The organism is Streptomyces sp. NPDC002130 (assembly GCF_040296465.1).
Taxonomy (GTDB): domain Bacteria; phylum Actinomycetota; class Actinomycetes; order Streptomycetales; family Streptomycetaceae; genus Streptomyces.
On sequence record NZ_JBEOXI010000086.1, the window covers coordinates 1 to 19,366 of the forward strand.

General features: G+C 72.9%; 17 protein-coding genes and 1 pseudogene. 5 read left to right on the plus strand and 13 right to left on the minus strand.

The window, feature by feature from the left end; all coding sequences use genetic code 11:
* From ABT116_RS18220 to ABT116_RS18255, 8 genes and pseudogenes are all read right to left on the minus strand, one after another.
* Positions 1-180 (minus strand): annotated as a pseudogene (locus tag ABT116_RS18220) (hypothetical protein); the annotation flags it as partial.
* A gap of 39 nt (positions 181-219) precedes the next feature.
* Entirely contained in the window at positions 220-1,191 is a 972-nt protein-coding gene (locus ABT116_RS18225) for an N-acetylglucosamine kinase (RefSeq protein WP_351634304.1), read from the minus strand.
* Positions 1,182-2,447: a 6-phospho-beta-glucosidase gene (locus ABT116_RS18230; protein ID WP_351634307.1), complete on the minus strand. Its 1,266-nt coding sequence runs from the start codon at positions 2,445-2,447 to the stop codon at positions 1,182-1,184. Before ABT116_RS18230 ends, ABT116_RS18225 begins: the two co-directional genes overlap by 10 nt.
* A 2-nt stretch (positions 2,448-2,449) precedes the next feature.
* On the minus strand, positions 2,450-3,343 hold the full coding sequence (locus ABT116_RS18235; RefSeq protein WP_351634310.1) for a carbohydrate ABC transporter permease: 894 nt from the start codon (positions 3,341-3,343) through the stop codon (positions 2,450-2,452).
* Positions 3,340-4,284 (minus strand): carbohydrate ABC transporter permease, encoded by a 945-nt coding sequence (locus ABT116_RS18240; RefSeq protein ID WP_351634312.1) that lies wholly within the window; start codon positions 4,282-4,284, stop codon positions 3,340-3,342. Before ABT116_RS18240 ends, ABT116_RS18235 begins: the two co-directional genes overlap by 4 nt.
* Positions 4,285-4,287: 3 nt before the next feature.
* Entirely contained in the window at positions 4,288-5,625 is a 1,338-nt protein-coding gene (locus ABT116_RS18245) for an ABC transporter substrate-binding protein (RefSeq protein ID WP_351634314.1), read from the minus strand.
* A 54-nt stretch (positions 5,626-5,679) separates the two neighbouring features.
* Positions 5,680-6,891 (minus strand): ROK family transcriptional regulator, encoded by a 1,212-nt coding sequence (locus tag ABT116_RS18250; RefSeq protein ID WP_351634317.1) that lies wholly within the window; start codon positions 6,889-6,891, stop codon positions 5,680-5,682.
* Between the two features lie 229 nt (positions 6,892-7,120).
* Complete coding sequence (locus ABT116_RS18255) at positions 7,121-8,200, minus strand: mechanosensitive ion channel family protein (RefSeq protein ID WP_351634362.1); 1,080 nt, start codon at positions 8,198-8,200, stop codon at positions 7,121-7,123.
* Between the two features lie 342 nt (positions 8,201-8,542).
* On the opposite strand from ABT116_RS18255, the gene ABT116_RS18260 reads away from it, so the two are divergent.
* Entirely contained in the window at positions 8,543-9,079 is a 537-nt protein-coding gene (locus ABT116_RS18260) for an HNH endonuclease (RefSeq protein ID WP_033314199.1), read from the plus strand.
* Between the two features lie 100 nt (positions 9,080-9,179).
* On the opposite strand, the gene ABT116_RS18265 is transcribed toward ABT116_RS18260, so the two are convergent.
* The 4 genes from ABT116_RS18265 to ABT116_RS18280 all read right to left on the minus strand — a co-directional run bounded on the left by ABT116_RS18265 (position 9,180) and on the right by ABT116_RS18280 (position 14,680).
* Positions 9,180-10,526 (minus strand): FtsX-like permease family protein, encoded by a 1,347-nt coding sequence (locus ABT116_RS18265; protein ID WP_502983890.1) that lies wholly within the window; start codon positions 10,524-10,526, stop codon positions 9,180-9,182.
* Positions 10,527-10,531: 5 nt separating this feature from the next.
* Positions 10,532-11,218 (minus strand): ABC transporter ATP-binding protein, encoded by a 687-nt coding sequence (locus ABT116_RS18270; protein WP_351634322.1) that lies wholly within the window; start codon positions 11,216-11,218, stop codon positions 10,532-10,534.
* The gene (locus ABT116_RS18275) at positions 11,215-11,748 is read right to left on the minus strand and encodes a PadR family transcriptional regulator (protein ID WP_351634325.1); all 534 of its coding nucleotides are present in this window, start codon (positions 11,746-11,748) and stop codon (positions 11,215-11,217) included. The genes ABT116_RS18270 and ABT116_RS18275 overlap by 4 nt, the downstream gene beginning before the upstream one ends.
* Before the next feature lie 79 nt (positions 11,749-11,827).
* A complete protein-coding gene (locus ABT116_RS18280; RefSeq protein WP_351634328.1) occupies positions 11,828-14,680 on the minus strand; it encodes a beta-N-acetylglucosaminidase domain-containing protein in 2,853 nt (950 codons plus the stop codon).
* A 222-nt stretch (positions 14,681-14,902) separates the two neighbouring features.
* On the opposite strand from ABT116_RS18280, the gene ABT116_RS18285 reads away from it, so the two are divergent.
* From ABT116_RS18285 to ABT116_RS18295, 3 genes are all read left to right on the plus strand, one after another.
* The gene (locus ABT116_RS18285; RefSeq protein ID WP_184846438.1) at positions 14,903-15,160 is read left to right on the plus strand and encodes a hypothetical protein; all 258 of its coding nucleotides are present in this window, start codon (positions 14,903-14,905) and stop codon (positions 15,158-15,160) included.
* Positions 15,161-17,245, plus strand: a complete 2,085-nt coding sequence (gene malQ, locus ABT116_RS18290) for a 4-alpha-glucanotransferase (RefSeq protein ID WP_351634332.1) — start codon at positions 15,161-15,163, stop codon at positions 17,243-17,245.
* A 62-nt stretch (positions 17,246-17,307) separates the two neighbouring features.
* Positions 17,308-17,595 carry a hypothetical protein gene (locus ABT116_RS18295; protein ID WP_351634334.1) on the plus strand — a complete coding sequence of 96 codons (288 nt, stop codon included), beginning with the start codon at positions 17,308-17,310 and terminating at the stop codon, positions 17,593-17,595.
* Positions 17,596-17,674: 79 nt separating this feature from the next.
* On the opposite strand, the gene ABT116_RS18300 is transcribed toward ABT116_RS18295, so the two are convergent.
* Entirely contained in the window at positions 17,675-18,187 is a 513-nt protein-coding gene (locus tag ABT116_RS18300) for a MarR family winged helix-turn-helix transcriptional regulator (protein ID WP_351634336.1), read from the minus strand.
* Positions 18,188-18,293: 106 nt separating this feature from the next.
* On the opposite strand from ABT116_RS18300, the gene ABT116_RS18305 reads away from it, so the two are divergent.
* On the plus strand, positions 18,294-19,229 hold the full coding sequence (locus ABT116_RS18305; protein WP_351634339.1) for an EamA family transporter: 936 nt from the start codon (positions 18,294-18,296) through the stop codon (positions 19,227-19,229).
* Positions 19,230-19,366: the final 137 nt, after the last annotated feature.

The following is a 19,366-nucleotide window of genomic DNA, read 5'->3' on the forward strand; positions in this document are numbered from 1 at the left end:
TGCGTCGATGACGACCGGGTGGGTCGCCCGGGCGTCGCTGAGGGCCTGCTTCTCCAGCTGCCCGGCGTCGTAGGGGCACAGGATGCTTACAGCGCCGTCCTCGGAACGGCGCGATGGGGTTGCGTGCCGACTGACTGTTCGTCGACGCGCCAACCGCTGCGGGCGGGCACCCCCCGACACGGCCCCTTCTCGCCGTACGCGGGTGCGGGTGCGTCGGGGTTACGCGCCGTAGTGCGTTCGCAGTCTGTCCTGCGCCCCCTCCGTCGTACCCACCCGGTCCAGTCCCAGCAGTGCCGCGCCCAGGACCGGGCTGGACGTCACCACGTGCGGGGACGCCTTCGGGGCGCGGGCGGTCAGCAAGTGCTCGATGTGGTCGTTCAGTCGGGCATGCCGGGCCGCCAGGACGCCGCCGCCGAGGAGGACCGGTGTGGGCTCGTCCAGGAGGTCCAGGCGGGTCAGGGCGACGACCGCCATGGAGACCACTTCCTCGGCCTGGCGCTCGACGATCGTCCGGGCGATCGGATCTCCGTCGGCGGCCGTGGCGAAGAGGACCGGGGTCAGTTCGTGGCGCCGGAGCGTCGGGATGTGCCCCAGGTGGAGCGCTTCGACGAGGGCGTACACGGAGGGCAGGCCGAAGTGGGCGGGGAGGGTGTGGGACAGGGCGGTGGGGGCGCCGCGGCCGTCCTCCGCCCGGGACGCGTGCCAGAGGGCCTCCTCGGACAGGCCCCAGCCGCCGCCCCAGTCGCCCGAGACCCTGCCCAGTGCCGGGAAGCGGGCCGTGCGGCCGTCGGGGCGCATGCCCACGCAGTTGATGCCGGCGCCGCAGACGACCGCCACGCCCCGGGGTTCGGTGACACCGGCCCGCAGGATCGCGAAGGTGTCGTTGCGGACCGTCACCGTCTCGCCCCAGGCGCGTGCCCGCAGCGCCGTGGCCAACCGGTCCTCTTCCACGGGGAAGTCGGCGTTCGCCAGGCACGCCGAGACGTGGGTGACCGAGGTGAGTCCGGCGGTGGTGAGAGCCCGCGTCACCGTTTCGGCGAGGGCGTCCATCGCCGTGTCGACGCCCACGGCCGGGGGCCGGAAGCCGCCTCCGCGTGCCGTGGCGAGGACGTCCCCGTCCGCCGTGACGATCGCGACGTCCGTCTTGCTGTTGCCCGCGTCGATGGCGAGGACTCGTGCGGTCAGGCCCACGCGAGGTGCTCCCGGTTGTGTGCGATCAGCCGGTCGGTGAGCGTCTCGGCGTACGCGTACTGGCCGATGAGGGGGTGGGAGAGGAGGGCGCGGAAGACGCGGTCCCTGCCGCCGTGCAGGGCGGCCTGGAGGGCCAGGTCCTCGTAGGCCGTGACGTGGGCCATCAGACCGGCGTGGAGCGGGTTCACGGGCTGTACGGGCAGGGGGGACGCGCCCTTGGCCCCCACTGCCGCCTGGACTTCGATCACGGCGTCGTCGGGGAGGAAGGGGAGCGTGCCCCGGTTGTACGTGTTCACCACCTGGTACGGCGAGCCGCCGCCGCCCAGCAGGGCCGCCGCCAGGTCCACCGCGGCCTCCGAGTAGAAGGCACCGCCCCGCTCGGCGAGCAGTTCCGGCTTCTCGTCCAGGGCCGGATCGGCGTACATCGCCAGCAACTGGCGTTCCATCGCCGCCACTTCGGCCGCGCGGGACGGTTTCGTCCGGAGTTCCCCGACCACCTCGTCGTGCGCGTAGTAGTAGCGCAGGTAGTAGGAGGGGACCACGCCCAGGGTGTCCAGCAGGGGACGGGGCAGGCGGAGGTCGGCAGCGATCGTGTCGCCGTGCTCGCCCAGCAGTTTCGGCAGGACGTCCTCGCCCTCCGGGCCGCCGAGGCGTACGGCCGTCTCCCAGGTGAGGTGGTTCAGGCCCACGTGGTCCAGGTGGATCCCGGAAGGCTCCGTGGACAGCAGGGCCGCGAACTTGCGCTGCAGGCCGATCGCCACGTTGCACAGGCCCACGGCCTTGTGGCCCGCCTGGAGCAGGGCCCGGGTCACGATGCCCACGGGGTTCGTGAAGTCGATGATCCAGGCGTGGGGGTTGGTGCGGCGGACGCGGTCCCCGATGTCCAGGACGACCGGGACCGTGCGCAGGGCCTTGGCCAGACCGCCGGCGCCGGTGGTCTCCTGTCCCACACAGCCGCATTCCAGGGGCCAGGTCTCGTCCTGCTCGCGCGCCGCCTGTCCGCCCACGCGGAGCTGGAGGAGGACCGCGTCCGCGCCGTCCACCGCCTCGTCCAGGTCGGAGGTGGTGGTGATGCGGCCCGCGTGGTCCTGGCGGGTGAAGATGCGCCTTGCCAGGCCGCCTACCAGGTCGAGGCGGTCCTGGGCGGGGTCCATCAGGACCAGTTCCTCGACGGGCAGGGTGTCCCTCAGACGGGCGAAGCCGTCCGCGAGTTCGGGGGTGTAGGTCGAGCCTCCGCCGACCACGGTGAGTTTCATGTCTAACCCTTTACTCCGGTGAGCGTGACACCCTCGACGAACGCCTTCTGGGCGAAGAAGAACACGAGGATCACGGGGGCCATGACCAGCACGGTGGCGGCCATGGTGAGGTTCCAGTCGGTGTGGTGGGCGCCCTTGAACGACTCCAGGCCGTAGGAGAGCGTCCAGGCGCCCGGGTTCTCCGAGGCGTAGATCTGGGGGCCGAAGTAGTCGTTCCACGCATAGAAGAACTGGAAGAGCGCCACTGCGGCTATGCCCGGCTTGGCCATCGGGAGAACGACCTTGAGGAGGGTGCGCAGGTCGCCGCAGCCGTCGACCCTCGCCGCGTCCAGGTACTCGTCGGGGATCGTGGTGAGGAACTGGCGCAGCAGGAAGATCGAGAACGCGTCGCCGAACGCCATGGGGATGATCAGCGGCCAGAGCGAGCCGGACAGGTCCAGCTGCTTCGCCCAGAACAGGTACATCGGGATGACGACCACCTGCGGCGGCAGCATCATCATCGAGATGACCAGCATCAGGGCGAGATTGCGGCCCCGGAAGCGGAACTTGGCCAGGGCGTAGGCCACGGGGATCGAGGAGACGACCGTGAGGACCGTGCCCAGGCCCGCGTAGATCAGGGTGTTCTTCCACCAGGTGAGGAAGCCGGGTGTGTCGAAGACCGTGGCGTAGTTGCCCCACTCCCAGGAGTGCGGGATCAGGTCGCGGCTGAGCGCCTGGCTGTCGCTCATGAGGGAGGTGAGGAAGACGAACACGAAGGGGAGGGTGAAGAAGAGGGCCGCCGCGATGCCGAGGGAGTGGACGGCGATCCACTCCAGCAGCTCCCTGCGGTGGGCCGTGCGTTCCGCCGGGGACGGGGAAGTCTTCAGCTCCAGGGGCTTGTCGAGTACCTGCGTCATCGTTCACCTGCCTGGATCAGGCCGCCCCTGCGGCGCATCAGAAGTGCTGTGAAGGCCATGGAGAGGGCGAAGAGGACCAGGGCGACCACGCAGGCCGAGCCGTAGTCGAAGCGCTGGAAGCCCAGGTTGTAGACGAGCTGGGGGAGGGTGAGGGTCGACTTGTCGGGGTAGCCGGGCTCGAACTGCGTTCCCGCTCCCTGGATCACGCCCGAGGCGACCTTCCCGGCGATCAGCGGCTGGGTGTAGTACTGCATCGTCTGGATCACGCCCGTGACGACCGCGAACATGACGATCGGCGAGATGTTCGGGAGCGTCACGTAGCGGAAGCGCTGCCAGGGGCTCGCGCCGTCCAGTTCCGCCGCCTCGTACTGCTCCTTCGGCACGTCGAGCAGGGCCGCCATGAAGATGACCATCAGGTCGCCGATGCCCCACAGGGCCAGGAGCGTCAGGGCCGGTTTCGACCAGGTGGGGTCGTTGAACCAGCCGGGGGTGGGGAGCCCGGCCTTGTCCAGGATCGAGTTGACCGGGCCCGTACCGGGGTTGAGGAGAAACGCGAAGGCCATCGTGGCCGCGACGGGCGGGGCCAGGTAGGGCAGGTAGAAGAGGGTGCGGAAGACACCCGTGGCGGTCTTGATCTTGGTGATGAGCAGGCCCACGCCCAGGCCGAAGGCGACCCGGAGGGTGACCATGACGACGACCAGCCACAGGGTGTTGCGCAGGGCGGGCCAGAACAAGGGGTAGTGCTCGAAGACGTAACTCCAGTTCTTCGTCCCGCTCCACACGGGCGGCCTGAAGCCGTCGTAGTGCATGAAGGAGAAGTAGACGGTGGAGAGCAGGGGATAGGCGAAGAAGACCGTGAAGCCGATCAGCCAGGGGGAGAGGAAGGCGAGGGTGCGCAGGGTCGAGCGGCGGTGTTTCGCCCGCAACGTATGGGTGCTCATGGCCTACTTCGCCTGCGCGATGTCCGTGTCGATCTGCCGAGCGGTTTCCCGAAGGCCCTTCTTCAGGTCGGTGGCCTTGCCGCTTTCGTAGTCGTAGCCGAACTGCTGGATCGTGGTGAGGTAGACACCGCCGTTGACGGAGGCGGGGGCCGTCGTGGAGTTCGGGTTCGCGGCGATGTCCAGGAACGTCTTGAAACGCGGGTCGTACTTCAGCTTCGGGGACTTCAGGGCCGCCAGCGTCGAGGGCACGTTGTGGATGGCGTTGGAGAAGTTCACCACCGCGTCCGTGTTCGTGGTGATGTACTTCACCAGCTCCCAGGCGGCGTTCTGCTTCTTGCTGGTCGCGGCGATACCGGCGATGGTGCCGGTGATGTAGCCCTTGCCGTACTGGTCGGCCTGGTCGTCGGGGACGGGCAGCGGGGCGACGCCGATGTCGAACTTCGGCTTGGTGTCCAGGGCCATGCCCAGGCGCCACTCGCCGTCGAGCTGCATGGCGACCTGGCCGGTGTGGAAGGGGTGCTTGGGGCCCCATTCGTCGCCCAGCTCGGAGCGGTAGGTCTCCAGCTTGCGGTAGCCGCCGAGTGCGTCGACCAGCTTCTTCTGGACCGTGAAGGCCTGGGCGAAAGCGGGGTCCTTCGCGACGTTCGACTTGCCGTTCTTGTCGAAGTACGTGGGCGAGAACTGGCCGAGGTAGTGCTCGGTGGTGGTTTCCCAGCCGTGGTAGTTCGGCATGAAGCCGAGCTGCTTGTAGGTGTCGCCCTGGGGGATCGTCAGCTTCTCGGCGTCCTTCTCGAATTCCGACCAGGTCTTCGGCGGGGCGGCGATACCGGCCTTCTTGAACGCCGTCTTGTTGTAGTAGAGGCCGTAGGCGTCGCCCAGCAGCGGGACCGCGCAGCGGTTGCCGTCGAACTGGGTGTACTCGTTCATCGCCTTGGGGAAGGTCTGCTGCGGGTCGATGCCCGACTTCTCGAAGAACGGGTTGAGATCCACCAGGGCGCCCGAGGAGCAGAACTTTCCGACGCTGTTCGTGGTGAACGACGAGATCACGTCCGGGGCCTTGGCGCCGCCGGTGCGCAGGGCCTGATTCATCTTGTCGTCCGTCATGTTGCCGACGACGTCGACGTGGATGTTGGGGTGCGCCTTCTCGAATCCGGCGACCAGGTCCTTGACGGCCTTCACCTCCGAGGGCGCGCTCCAGGCGTGCCAGAACGTGAGGGTCGTCTCCTTGGACGCGTCGTCGCCCGCCCCCGCGTCCGACTGGCCGGTGCAGGCCGTGGCGAGGAGGGCGATGGAGGCGGAGGCGGCGACAGCGAAAGCCGCTTTTCTGGGCATTCCGGGCATGACAGGGCTCCCTGAGGTACGGGGGAAGGAGGTGATTACCGGGAGGGGGGTGGGTCAGCGGGAGGTGTCGAAGACCTCGTCGCGGGTGGTCGCGAGCGCGCTCTCCAGGGCGCCGCGCAGCACGGGGTGTTCACGGACGTCGCCCATGACCAGGCGCGGGCGGGACGCGGCCAGCTCTTCCAGTTCGGCCTGGACGAGGGCGCGCAGCGGCTCGCCGCCGGAGGTGAGGGCCGCGCCGCTCAGCACGACGAGCTCGGGGTCGAGGACCGAGACGAGGGAGGCCAGGCCGGTCGCCAGACGGGTCGCGTAGGCCTGGAGGAGGCCGCGGTGGGCCTCGTCGTCGGCTTCCGCGGCCCGGGCCACCAGGTGTGCGGCGGCCTCGGTGTACGGGCCCTGCGGGACGTCCTCGATGCCGAGTTCGCGGGCCAGGCGCGGGACGGCCTGGGAACCGGCCAGCTCCTGGTAGCCGCCGCTGTTGGCCTTGGTGACCTGGCGGACCAGGGGCGTGCCCGGCACCGGCAGGAAGCCGACCTCGCCGGCGCCGCCGGTCCAGCCGCGGTGCAGCCGGCCGCCGAGGACCAGGGCGGCGCCCAGGCCCTCCTGGTTCCACAGCAGCACGAAGTCCGCGTGGCCCCGGGCCGCTCCGAGGCGCTGTTCGGCGAGCGCGACCAGGTTGACGTCGTTCTCGTACTCGAACGGCATCGGCAGTGCGGCTGCGAGCTCGTCCAGCAGGGTGGGGGAGTGCCAGCCGGGGAGGTGCGAGGCGTAGCGCAGCCGGCCGGTGGTGGGGTCGAAGGCGCCGGGGGTGCCGATGACGAGGCGGTGGACGTCGTCCCGGGCGAGACCGGCCGCCTTCACCGCGCCGTCCAGGGCGGCGGTGACCTGCTGGACGACCGGGGTGCCGGTGCGCCTGCCGGGGGTGGGCAGCTCGTGGCGGCCGACCGTGCGGCCGGTGATGTCGGCTACGGCGGCGAGGATCCGCTGGGGCGTGACGTCGAGTCCGGCGGCGTAGCCGGCCGTGGGGTTGACCTCGTAGAGCTGGGCGCTCGGGCCGGGCCGGCCTTCGGTGGTGCCGGTGGCCAGGACGAGGCCCGCCGCCTCCAGACGGGCCAGGAGCTGGGAGGCGGTCGGCTTGGACAGGCCGGTGAGCTTGCCGATCCGGGTGCGGGAGAGCTGTCCGTGCTCCAGCAGCAGGTCCAGGGCGGCCCGGTCGTTCATGGCGCGCAGGACGCGTGGGGTGCCCGGCGTGCCGGCGGTTCCTGCCATGCGTGTCCACACCTGCCCTTCGGCTGCTCAGCTTCTCAGTGATCAGGCGGGGAAGTCCATCGGGGGCCGCTTCCCCGCCTCACTGTTAGGAAAGTTTCCTATCGATGGGAGGAAGGTAGGCCCGGTGCCACGCAGGCGTCAATAGGGGACGGCCTGCCGTCGTCCGGACATGCGAGAGGGCGGTGTCCGGCAGAACCGGACACCGCCCTCTCCGTAAGGGTGTGCGCTGCTACTTCGTGGTGCTCGTCGGCGCCGGCGGTGCGAGCGGGGACGCCGCCGCCGACTGCGGGGACGTGGCGTTCGCGTACACCGACGGGGCGGCCATCCCCGCCGTCGGGTCGACGGGCTGCTCCTCCACCGGGGCCGTGGCGCCGCCGACGATCCGGATGCCCGCCGCGTCGAAGGCCCGCTTGATGCGCCAGCGCAGCTCGCGCTCCACGGTCAGGGACTTGCCCGGCATCGTCTTGGCGGTGACGCGCACGACCATGGAGTCCAGCAGCACGCTGTCCAGGCCGAGGACCTCGATCGGGCCCCACAGCAGCTCGTTCCAGGGCTCCTCGGCGCCCATCTTCTCGGCGACCTCGTCCAGGGTGGCCTTGACCTTGTCCAGGTCCTCGCCGGCGTGGACGGTGACGTCGACGTTGGCCGTGGCCCAGCCCTGGGAGAGGTTGCCGATGCGCTTGACCTCGCCGTTGCGGACGTACCAGATCTCGCCGCCGTCGCCGCGCAGCTTGGTCACGCGCAGGCCGACCTCGATCACCTCGCCGGAGGCGACGCCCGCGTCGATCGTGTCACCGACGCCGTACTGGTCCTCGAGGATCATGAAGACACCGGACAGGAAGTCCGTGACGAGGTTGCGGGCGCCGAAGCCGATCGCCACACCGGCGACACCGGCCGAGGCGAGCAGCGGGGCGAGGTTGATCTGGAAGGTGCCCAGGATCATCAGTGCGGCGGTGCCGATGATCAGGAACGACGCCACCGAACGCAACACCGAGCCGATGGCCTGCGAGCGCTGCCGCCGGCGTTCGACGTTGACGAGCAGCCCGCCGAGCGCGCTGCCGTCCACGGACTGCACGGTCCGGTTCATGCGGTCGATCAGCTTGGTGATCGCCCGGCGCACGAAAACCCGCAGCACCGCGGCTATCACCACGATGAGCAGGACCCTCAGGCCGATCGCGAGCCACGTCGACCAGTTCTGCTCGACCCAGCCGGCGGCGTTCGTCGCGCTCTCCTGGGCGTCCTGGAGCGAAGGCACTCTCGGGGACTGGGTCTCCGAGGGGGTCGGCGACGGTGAGGGGTCGGCGGCCATCACGACGGCGTCCGCAAGGGACAAGGACACGGCAGGTACCTCCAGGTGCAGCGGTCCGCCCCGGTGCGGTGGTTCAGGGGGTCAAGGTCACGGCAGGGTCACCGAAGGGGCAGAACCACCACACTAACGGGGCATTGTGTGTGCTCTGGCGGGATGTGTGAAGGAGAGACCGTGCTCACCTGGGCTTGAACAGGCCACGATCCGGGGGATGAATGGGATGTGGTCGAAAACACTCCCAGCCCGTTACGGGGACATGGTGGCGCTTCCACCAGGCATGAGGGGAGACTGGCTACGAATCGTCCCGGCGCGAGCCACGCGCCGCCGGCGTCCAAGGAGGCATCCGTGCCGCATGTCCTGGTCCTCAACGCGTCGTACGAGCCACTGGGTGTCGTACCGCTCCGCCGCGCGCTCGTCCTCGTCCTCGAGAACAAGGCCGTCTGCCTCGAGGAGTCCGGCGCCTATCTGCACAGCGCGACCGTCACAGTCCCCGCACCCAGCGTGGTCCGGCTCAAGCGATTCGTCCGGGTTCCCTATCGGGGGCCCGTTCCTCTGACCCGCCGGGCGCTGTTCGCCCGCGACGGGGGCCGGTGCATGTACTGCGGTGGCGTCGCAACCAGCGTCGACCACGTCATCCCGCGCAGCCGCGGGGGCAAACACGTCTGGGACAACGTGGTGGCGTCCTGCCGTCGCTGCAACCACGTGAAGGCCGACCGGCACCTCTTCGAGATCGGCTGGCGGCTGCGCCACAAACCCGCTCCGCCGTCCGGCCTGGCCTGGCGCATCATCGGGACCGGCCATAGGGACCCGCGCTGGCTGCCGTACTTGCAGCCGTACGGCGCGGAGGACGCCATGGCCCGGATCGACGGCATTTCCGCCTGACGAGGATCCGGGCCTTCGTGTTGCCGCATACGTGTGAGCCGGCCCCGGGGGTCCCCTGTTCCCCCGGGGCCGGCCGGTCATGGGCCGGTCCCGGCCGCGCTCACGCGTACCGCAGCTCCGCCGGCCGCACCGAGCGGCCCAGCAGCGGCAGCGAGGTCGCCGCGGCGAGCAGGCAGGCGGCGTAGACGGCGACGGGCACCAGGGCCGCCGCCCAGGGGAACGGCCGATCGGCCAGCAGCGCGTACCAGGTGGCGATGGCCGTCCCGCCCAGGCCCGCGAGCAGCACCGCCGGTGCCAGCGGCAGCGCGGTCTCCAGCAGCAGGGCCCGGCCGAGCACCGCGCGCGGCACCCCGGCGGCGACCTGCGCGGCCAGGCCGCGGCGGCGGGTGGCCAGGGACTCGGCCGTGCCGACGGCGAGGCCCGACAGCGTGATCGCGAGGGCTACCGCGATGGCGGCGCCCGTGAGGTCGAGGCCGGTGATGTAGTAGTCGGGGCTCGCGGCGAGCGACTTGCCCGAGTGCACCTCGTTGAGGATGACCTCTCGCACGCCCATGAAGCCGCCCCCGACGACCGTCACCAGCAGCACCGCCGCGTGGGTACGGGCAGCCGCCCACGGGTCGTCGCGCAGCCGCTCCGCCGCGATCAGCGGCGCCGCCGACCGGGCCCGGGCCGCCAGGATCCGTCCCGTCACCTTGGCCGTGGCCCCGGACAGCCACACCGCGCCCGCGCCGACCGCGAGGACCACGCCCACCATCGTCAGCGGCGGCCCGGCGTGCGGCCGGTTGGAGGCGGCCGAGTTCATGCCGAGCAGGGCGAACAGCGTCACCACCCCGACCAGCACGACCCCGGCAAGGAACAGCAGCCCCGGCCCCCGCCCGGAGCGCGGCCCGAGCCGGCGGACCCAGCCGAGAGGCGAGGCCACCACCCGGCGCAGCGCCAGCGCGCCCGCCGCCGCACCGAGCAGCGGTACGGCGACGGCGACCACGGCGAACCCCGCCCAGGCCAAGGCGGTGGGCCGGTTCCACAGGCGCAACAGGAGCAGCACGGAGAACAGGGTGGCGACCGCCGAGCCCAGCAGGCAGGCCAGGCCGGTCTCCAGCGCGGCGATCCGCCGCACCTGCCAGGCTGTCGCCCCGGCCAGCCGCAGTCCGGCCAGCCGCCGGTCGCGGTGCACCGCCCCGATGCGGGCGCACTGGCCGAGGAACCCGAGCACGGGCACGAGCAGGAGCAGCAGGCCGGCGATCACCCCCGACCGCGTACCGGGCTGGTTCAGCAGGCCCGCGGCCACGGGCACGTTGTACTGGCCGCGCAGCGCGGCCAGGGCGACGGCGGCCAGGGCGAACCCGGTCGCGAGCGCCGCCCCCGTCGCCGTGAGGGTCACGCGCCACCACTCGCCGCGGTCGGAACCGCGGGTGAGTTCCCAGGCCAGGCGCAGATCGGCCTTCAGCGACGTCACGCCGTCACCCCCAGCGCCACCACGGCCCCGTCCCGCAGCTGGACCTCGCGGTCCGCGTACGCGGCCACCTGGGCGTCGTGCGTGATCAGCAGGACGGCCGTGCCCGACTCGCGGGCCGTGTGGACGAGGGCCGTCATGACCTGCTCGCCGGCCAGGGAGTCCAGCGCACCCGTCGGCTCGTCGGCGAAGACCACCCTCGGCCCGGTGACCAGGGCCCGGGCCAGCGCGGCCCGCTGCGCCTGGCCACCGCTCAGCTCGCCCGGCCGCAGGTCCTCCTGGCCCCGCACCCCGAACCGCTCCAGCCACTCCCCGGCCCGGGCCCGGGCCTCGGCCCGGCCGGTGCCCGCCAGCAGCAGGGGCAGGGCGGCGTTGTCCAGGACCGTCAACTCGGGGATGAGCTGCCCGAACTGGAACACCACGCCGAACTCGGTGCGCCGCAGCTCGCTCAGCCGCTTCTCGGGCAGGTCCTCCAGCCGCCGGCCGTCGTAGGTCACCGAGCCGGCGTCCGGGCGGACGATGCCGGCCAGGCAGTGCAGCAGCGTCGACTTGCCGCTGCCGCTCGCGCCGGTCACGGCGAGGATCTCGCCGGCGTGCAGCTCGACCGACGCGCCGCGCAGGGCGGGGGTCCGGCCGTGCGCCTTGGTGAGGCCGCCGGCCGTGAGAAGGGGCACGGGTCTGCTCATGCTGCGTCGACCTCCGCGGTCAGGGTGGTGAGCCGGGCCGCCGTGGTGTTCATCCAGCGGAGGTCGGCGTCGAGGTGGTTGAGGGCGTAGTCCGCCGAGAGCACGGTCGCGAGATCGGCCCCCTTGGCGGCCTTGACCGCCGTGAGTTCCCGCATCCGCTCCATGTGCGCGGCGCGCTGGGCGCCCAGGTACCGGGCCGGGTCACCGCCGGAGAGGATCGCGACCACGACCTTGGCGAAGATCTCGTTCGCCACGAAGGGCGCGGGCGGTGCGATCTCCCCGGCCCACCGGGCCAGTTCGTGCGTTCCCTCGCCCGTCGCCCGGTACATCGTGCGCTCCGGGCCGCCGTCCGAGTCGGTGCCGTCGACCTCCGCGAGGCCGTCCCGCACGAGGCGCTGCAGGGTCGTGTAGACCTGCCCGTAGGCCAGCGGGCGGGCCTGCGGGAAGCGTTCGTCGTGGCGTCGCTTGAGGTCGTAGCCATGGCTCGGACCCGTCGCGAGCAGGCCCAGCAGGATGTGGCGGGTGCTCATGCCGATCATTATGTACTGAGTACATGTACTGAGTGAATAGTGATCGGCGGGGAAGTTTCCCCGCCGAACCCCGGGAGGCTCACTCCGAGACGGCGTACGCCTCCGCCGACCACAGCGAATACCCGTACTGCGTCGCCCGCCCGTCGCCCTGCACGCGCACGAAGCGCACGTCCCGCTCGTCCATCGGGACGCTCTCCCGGCCGCCCCGGCTGTCCCGCACCGCGGCGGCGGTGCGCCAGCGGCGGCCGTCCGCGGAGACCTGGACGCGGTAGGACGAGGGGTGGGCGTCCTGCCAGTGCAGCGCGACCCGGCCGAGCCGCGCCGGGCGGGCCAGCTCGACCTGCCACCAGGCGCCGTCGTCCACCGGCGACGACCAGCGGGTCTCCGGATCGCCGTCGTTCGCCGCGGACGCCGGGAAGTCGGGCGTCTCGTCGCCCGAGGAACGGGCGGTGCCGGAGCGGGCCAGGTCGGGGCCGCCGGTGGGCGGGACGGCACGGACGGTGAGGGTGCGGTCCGCTCCCGCGAACCCCAGCCCGACCTCGTACGACCGCATCGGGGCGCCGCGCTCCACGGTCACCTCGACCGGGACCTCCACCGTCGTGCCCCTCCGCACGGTCAGCTCGCCCTTCGGCACCCGGACCCGGACGCCCTCGGGCGCCTCGGCGGTGAGCCTGCCGCGGGCGTCGGCGGGGCGCTGCGACCCGAGCCGGGCGGTCAGCCGCTCGGTCCGGCCGGTCTCGACGTCCGCCCGGTCGCGGGGCAGACCGAGCGAGGCGGCGGGGGATTCGCCGAACCAGGGGATGAGGTGGTGGACGCGGGACGGGGCGGGGCCGGTGACCCGCAGGGCGTCGGCGCGTGCCGCCGGCCGCACTTCGGTCGCCCCGGACCCGTCCAGCCGGCCCGCCTCCCGCCAGCCCTGCCCCGGCACGTGCACCTCGACGACCCCCTCGGTGCCCGGCTCCGTCAGGGCCGTCACGGTGGTCAGCGCCCGCGCCTGCGGGAAGCGCAGGGTACGGCCGTCGCCGGGATTGCGGGGCGGCTCGTGGTGGATGCCCGACCAGGCCGCGTACGACTTCTGCGCCCGTCGCAGGAAGGGGTCCAGCACGTCCGTGCCCACCTCTACCGGCGCCGACTCCAGCCCGGCCCGCAGCGCGCCGAGCCTGCGGTACGCGCTCCAGGCCGCCGCCGCGTCCCCGGCGCGCTGCGCGTCCAGCATGGTGAGGGCGGCCGTGCCCGCCTCACCGTACGAAGCCAGCTGCCGCGCCCAGGGGGCGACCTCGGAGCCGAGGCCGGTTCCCGACAGCCGCCGGGGCAGCTCGCGCAACACGGCGAAGGCCTCGTGCAGCCGCCGCGTGGCCTCGCGGTCGGTTCCGGCCCCGCCCGCGGCGCGGGACGCCCAGTACGCCTCGGTCAGCGGGCGCAGATACGCCGACTCCCCGTCGTCCAGGACCGACGAGGCGTCGTTGCCGGCGAGCGCGGCCAGGGCCTGCTCGCGGCGCCGGTCCCCGCCCGCGAGGTCGGCGATCGCGGCGCGCCAGGACTCGCCGGGCCGGTAGGCGCGCGGGTTCCAGGCGTAGTCGGCGGCGGTGAACAGCGGGATGCGGGACGCCTCCGGCTGCTGCATCGCGTTGGCGAGCAGGGCGGCCGAACCGGTCGCGACGGCCGGCTCACGGCCCCGGTACGGGCCGAGGAAGAGGCGGCCGGGGTCGTAGTCGTTGACCGGGTAGTTGTCCATGGTGACCAGCGGATGCCCGAACGCCTTGCGCGCGTCGGCGAGTTCGCGGCCCGTGATGGTGCGGGGCACCACCCCGACGCCCGTCCAGGCCACCTCCACGGACGCGGCCAGCTCGCTCGCCAGTGCCCGCCGGTAGTCGGTCGTGCCGTCCTCGTAGTACTCGGTCGGCATCAGGGACAGACCCGCTGCGCCGGGGTGGCGCTGCGCCAGGTGCCGGGCCACCGCGTTCGCCACCCGGGCCTGCGCCCGCGCCGCCGCCTCGGGGCCCGAGCCGAACCGGTCGGCGTCCTCCCCGCAGTGCCACTCGCTGTAGCTGACGTCCTGGAACTGGAGCTGGAACGCCCGGAAGCCCAGCGCCCACATCGCGTCCAGCTTGCGCGTCAGCGCCCGCACGTCGGCGTCCGAGGCGAAGCACATCGCCTGACCCGGGGCCACCGCCCAGCCGAGCGAGACGTGGTTGCGGCGCGCCCGCTCGGCCAGCTCCCGGAACCGGGCCCGCTGCTGTGCCGGGTAGGGCTCACGCCAGCGGGCCTGCCGGTAGAGGTCCTCCCCGGGAGCGTACAGATAGCGGTTCTGCTTGGTGCGCCCCATGAAGTCGAGCTGCGCCAGCCGCTGCCCGTGCGTCCAGGCGGTGCCGTAGAAGCCCTCGGTGATGCCGCGTACGGCGGTGCCGGGCCAGTCGCGGACGACGGCCGACGCGATCGTGCCGTCGGGGCGCAGGAGCTGCCGCAGTGTCTGTGCGGCGTGGAAGAGGCCGTCCTCGCTGGTGCCGGTGAGAAAGACGCCGCCCCGGCCCACGGACAGCTCGTAACCCCCGGAGGGCAGGGAGTGGCGGTCGCCCGGGCGGACGGGCTCCGTGCGCGCGTGCACGACCAGGGCGCCCGGCCGGGCCGTGTCCGTGATCCGGCCGGCCCCGGCCTGGCGCAGCAGCTCGCGCAGGGTTGCGACCGCGTGGGGGTCCGCCTGCGCGTCGGTGATCAGAGCGACCTCGTCCGGCACCGTGACCGGGGCGCCGTTCGCGCGCAGCGACTGCGGGCGGGGCCAGACGGAGAGGTCCGGTCCGGCGGTGTCGGGGGCCGGTGTCGCGGCCGTGCCCGGGGGAGACGGAGCCGCCATGGCGGCGGGCGGGGCGACGAGGCTCCCGGCGACGACGGCGACCGCGAGGGCCACGGTCCGCTTCCCACGCCGCAGTCCCACAGGCCCCCTCCAGATGCGTTCGACCGGCGGAACGAGCCCACCACCCGTCCGGCGGGGGTGTCAACGAGAGTGGCCGTTACGCCCGAAATGCCGGAATCTTGACTGTGTGGAGGGGAGCGGAATGTGAGCAGAAGCACGATGTTGGGTCCGGGGCGTCTGCCTTCGCGTCGACTGGGTAGGGCTGCGATGACCCGTTAAGCCGAACCCGACAAGGAGGCCCCCGTGGCTGCGATGACTTTCCTTCCGCTCCCGGCCCCGTCCAAACCCGTGGCGGACCCGTCCGCCGACCTCGACGACACCCACCACGACGACCCGCGCTACTGCGTTTTCAGCTCCGAGAGCACCCACACCGAACTGCCGCTGACCAGCGAGCCCCCGCTGCCCGACGCCGAGCCCCTCACCAGTGAGCCGCCGCTCGCCGAAGCCGCCCCCCTGACCAGCGAGCCCCCGGCCTTCGTCCCGGACTTCACGAGGATGTAGATGACCGCACCCCGGCCGGCCGACCCGCCCTCCGAGGACCTGTCCCGCCTCGCCGTCCTGCACGGCGTCGCCACTTCCTACAGTCCCTCCCCGGACCGCTCGGTCGCGGCCTCGGCCACCGCGGTCACCCTGACCCTGGCCGCCCTCGGCGTGGACGCGAGCACGCCCGGCGCCGTCCGCGCCGCGCTCGCGGCCCGCGAGGGGGAACTGGGCGAACGGCTGCTGCCGCCGACCGTGGTCGGCTGGAGCGGCAGCCCCCCGGCCGCCCTCGCCGCGCTCCCCGAGGGGACCCGGCTGCGCATCGACACCGAGCAGGGCGAGAGCCGCACCGAGGCGGACGGCCTGCCACCCGGCGTCCACCGGCTGAGCGCCACCACCCCCGACGGCCGCACCGCCACCGCCCACCTGATCGTCGCCCCGCCCCGTCTGCCCGCCCCGCCCGGACGCTCCTACGGACTTCTCGTCCAGCTCTACTCCCTGCTGTCCCGCCGCTCCTGGGGCATGGGCGACCTCGGCGACCTCGCCGAACTGGCCGGCTGGGCCGGACGGTCGCTCGGCGCCGGATTCATCCAGGTCAACCCGCTGCACGCGGCCGTACCCGGTGCCCCCACCGACCCCTCCCCCTACCGCCCCTCCTCGCGCCGCTTCCCCGACCCCGTGCACCTGCGCATCGAGGACGTCCCCGAGGCCGCCCACGTCCAGGACCCCGAGCGCCTGCGCGCCCTGGTGGAGAGATCCGGGCGGCTGCGCGAAGCGGTGCTGCGGCAGGGCGCGTTGATCGACCGGGACGCCGTGTGGGAGCTCAAGCGGGAGGCGCTGGAGCTGCTCGCCGAGGTCCCGCTCGGCCCCGGCCGGCGCGCCGCCTACTGCGACTTCCTCGCCGGGCAGGGCCAGGCCCTGGAGGACCACGCCACCTGGTGCGCGCTCGCCGAGGTGCACGGCTCCGACTGGCACCGCTGGCCGACCGGCCTGCGCGACCCGCGCTCGGCCGAGACCGCCCGGGCCCGCAACGGCCTCATGGACCGGGTCGACTTCTGGTCCCGGCTCGCCTGGCTCACCGACACCCAGCTGACCGCCGCGCAGCGCGCCGGGCGCGAGGCCGGGATGCCGGTCGGGATCGTGCACGACCTCGCGGTCGGCGTCCACCCCGGCGGGGCCGACGCCTGGGCGCAGCAGGAGTACTTCGCCGCCGGCATGTCGGTGGGCGCCCCACCGGACGCCTTCAACGCCCGCGGCCAGGACTGGGGCCTGCCACCCTGGCGCCCCGACCGCCTCGCCGCGTCCGGCTACGCCCCGTTCCGCGAGCTGCTGCGCGCCCTGTTCCGCTACGCCGGAGCACTGCGCATCGACCACGTCATGGGCCTGTTCCGCCTCTGGTGGGTCCCCCAGGGCCACCCGCCGACCGAGGGCACCTACGTCCGCTACGACGCCGAGGCCATGCTCGCCGTCCTCGTCCTGGAGGCCTCCCGGGCCGGGGCGCTGGTGATCGGCGAGGACCTCGGCACCGTCGAACCCGGCGTCCGCGAGACGCTGCGCGAACGCGGTGTGCTCGGCACGTCCGTGCTGTGGTTCGAGCGCGACTGGGACGGCGACGGCCATCCCCTGCCCCCCGACAGCTGGCGCGCCGACTGTCTGGCCACCGCCACCACCCACGACCTGCCCTCCACGGCCGCCCGCCTCACCGGCGAGCACGTCGAGCTCCGCGACAGCCTGGGGCTGCTGACCCGCCCCCTGGAGGAGGAACGCGCCGAGGCCGCCGCCGACGCGGGGGAGTGGCTGTCCCTGCTGTCCCGGCTCGGCCTGCTGCCGGGCACGGGCGGCGGCGGCGACGCCTCCTCGGAGGAGGCCCAGATCCAGGCCGTCCACCGCTTCCTGCTGCGCACCCCGGCCCGCATGATCGGGGTCTGGCTGCCCGACGGCGTCGGCGACCGCCGCCCGCAGAACCTCCCGGGGACCTGGGACCAGTACCCGAACTGGCGGCTGCCCATCGCGGACGCGCAGGGGCGGCCCGTCACGCTGGAGGACCTCGCGGCCTCGCCCCGGCTGCACGCGCTGATGGAGGTGCTCAGGGACGGCGGCCCATGAGCCGGAGGCTCTTACGGCACCCCGGGCGCGCGTGCCCGGTCGGCGTTGGATATTTTGACACCGTGGACAAGAAGAACGCCCTGCGCGCCGGCGCCCTGGCAGCCGGTACGACGCTGATGATGCTGCTCATGTCGTCCCCCGCGAGCGCGCTCACCCGCGACGACGGTGACGACCCCGGCCCGGGCCTGAGCGTCATCGAGACGCTGGGCCTCTTCGTCGTGGCCCCGATCGTGCTGTACCTGATCATCCACGGTCTGGTGATGATCGGTGACAAGTCGCACAAGAAGAAGGACCCGACCAGCTCCAACATCGCCACCAAGGCCGAGGCCGAGAGCGAAGTCAAGGCCTGATCAGCGTTCTCCCCGAGGGCGTCGTCGCGAGAACCGCGACGGCGCCCTCGTCGCGTCGGGCCCCGCGTCAGGCCCCGCGTCAGGCCCTGTCCGTCCCCGCCAGCAGGTCCCGCAGCAGATCGGCGAGCTGCCCGGCCCGCCGCGGACCCAGGGCGGACAGCGCCTCCGTCTGGACCGCCAGCCCCGCCCCGACCGCCTCGTCGACCAGGGCGAGGCCTTCGTCGGTGAGCGTGACGTGCAGGCCGCGCCGGTCGTGCGGGTCGGGGGAGCGGCGCAGCAGCCCCGCCCGTTCCAGCTTGTCCAGACGCCCCGTCATGCCGCCGGTGGTGAGCATCAGCGTCGCGGACAGCTGCCGGGGCGAGAGCGTGTAGGGCTCGCCGGAGCGGCGCAGGGTCGCCAGGACGTCGAACTCCCCGCGGGAGATGCCGAACGCCGCGTACGCCTGCCCCACCCGCTCGCCGATCGCGTGGGAGAGCCGGTTGATCCGGCCGAAGACCTCCATGGCGGCGGTGTCGAGGTCGGGCCGGACCGTCGCCCACTGGCCGATGATCGCGTCGACGGGGTCCTTGCGCTGCTCCGGGCGTTCGCTCATGCCATGAGTATCGGCCGCCCCTCGGTCACCCGCAAGAAAGTAGCTTGACTGAAAGTTGCTTAGCGATAAGCTACTTTCTGCTGACCTACTTCGAAGGGTGTCTCCCATGGCCCTCTCCCGCCCGGCCCTCATCACCCTCACCGCCCTCGCGCCCGTCTCCTGGGGCACGACCTACGCGGTCACCACCGAGTTCCTCCCGCCCGACCGGCCCCTGTTCACCGCCCTGGTGCGCGCCCTGCCCGCGGGTCTGCTGCTGCTCGCCCTCGCCCGGGTGCTGCCGCGCGGCGCCTGGTGGTGGAAGGCGGGGGTGCTCGGCGCGCTGAACATCGGCGCCTTCTTCCCGCTGCTGTTCCTCTCCGCGTACCGGCTGCCCGGCGGTCTGGCGGCGGTCGTCGGCTCGGCCGGCCCGCTCTTCGTGGCCGGGCTCTCGGCGCTGCTGCTCGGGCAGCGGCCGTCCGCACGCACCCTGGTGACCGGGGTCGTGGCCGCGTTCGGGGTCAGCCTCGTCGTCCTGCGGGCGGCCGGGGCGCTGGACACGCTCGGCCTGCTGGCGGCCGTCGCCTCCACGGCGTCGATGTCGACCGGCACGGTGCTCACGAAGCGGTGGGGGCGCCCCGAGGGCGTCGGACCGCTGGCGCTGACCGGCTGGCAGCTGACCGGGGGCGGCCTGCTCATCGCGCCGCTCGCCTTCCTGGTCGAGGGCGCGCCACCGGCGCTGGACGGCCGGGCGGTCGGCGGCTACCTGTACCTCGCCGTCGCGAACACGGCGGTGGCGTACTGGCTGTGGTTCCGCGGCATCGGTCGCATGACCGCCACCCAGGTCACCTTCCTCGGCCCGCTCTCCCCGCTGACCGCGGCCGTCGTCGGCTGGGCGGCACTCGGGCAGGCACTGACGCCGGTGCAGCTGGTCGGCATGGGGCTGGCGTTCGGGGCGACGGTGGCGGGGCAGTTCGTCACCCGGCCGTCGCGGACCCTGGACCACACCCGGCGGAACGCTCGCACGGAGCCGACGGAGGTGCGGGACGGGGCGTTGCGGCGGTAGGGGTGGAGCACTGGCCGGTGGGGCCCCGGTCGAGCCCGTCCGTCCGCGGGCCGGCGGAGGACGGACGAAGGGGCGTCCGCCGTCCGTCCGCGGCGCGTGGAGGGCAGACGGGTGGCGCTCGCCGTCCGTCTGCGGCG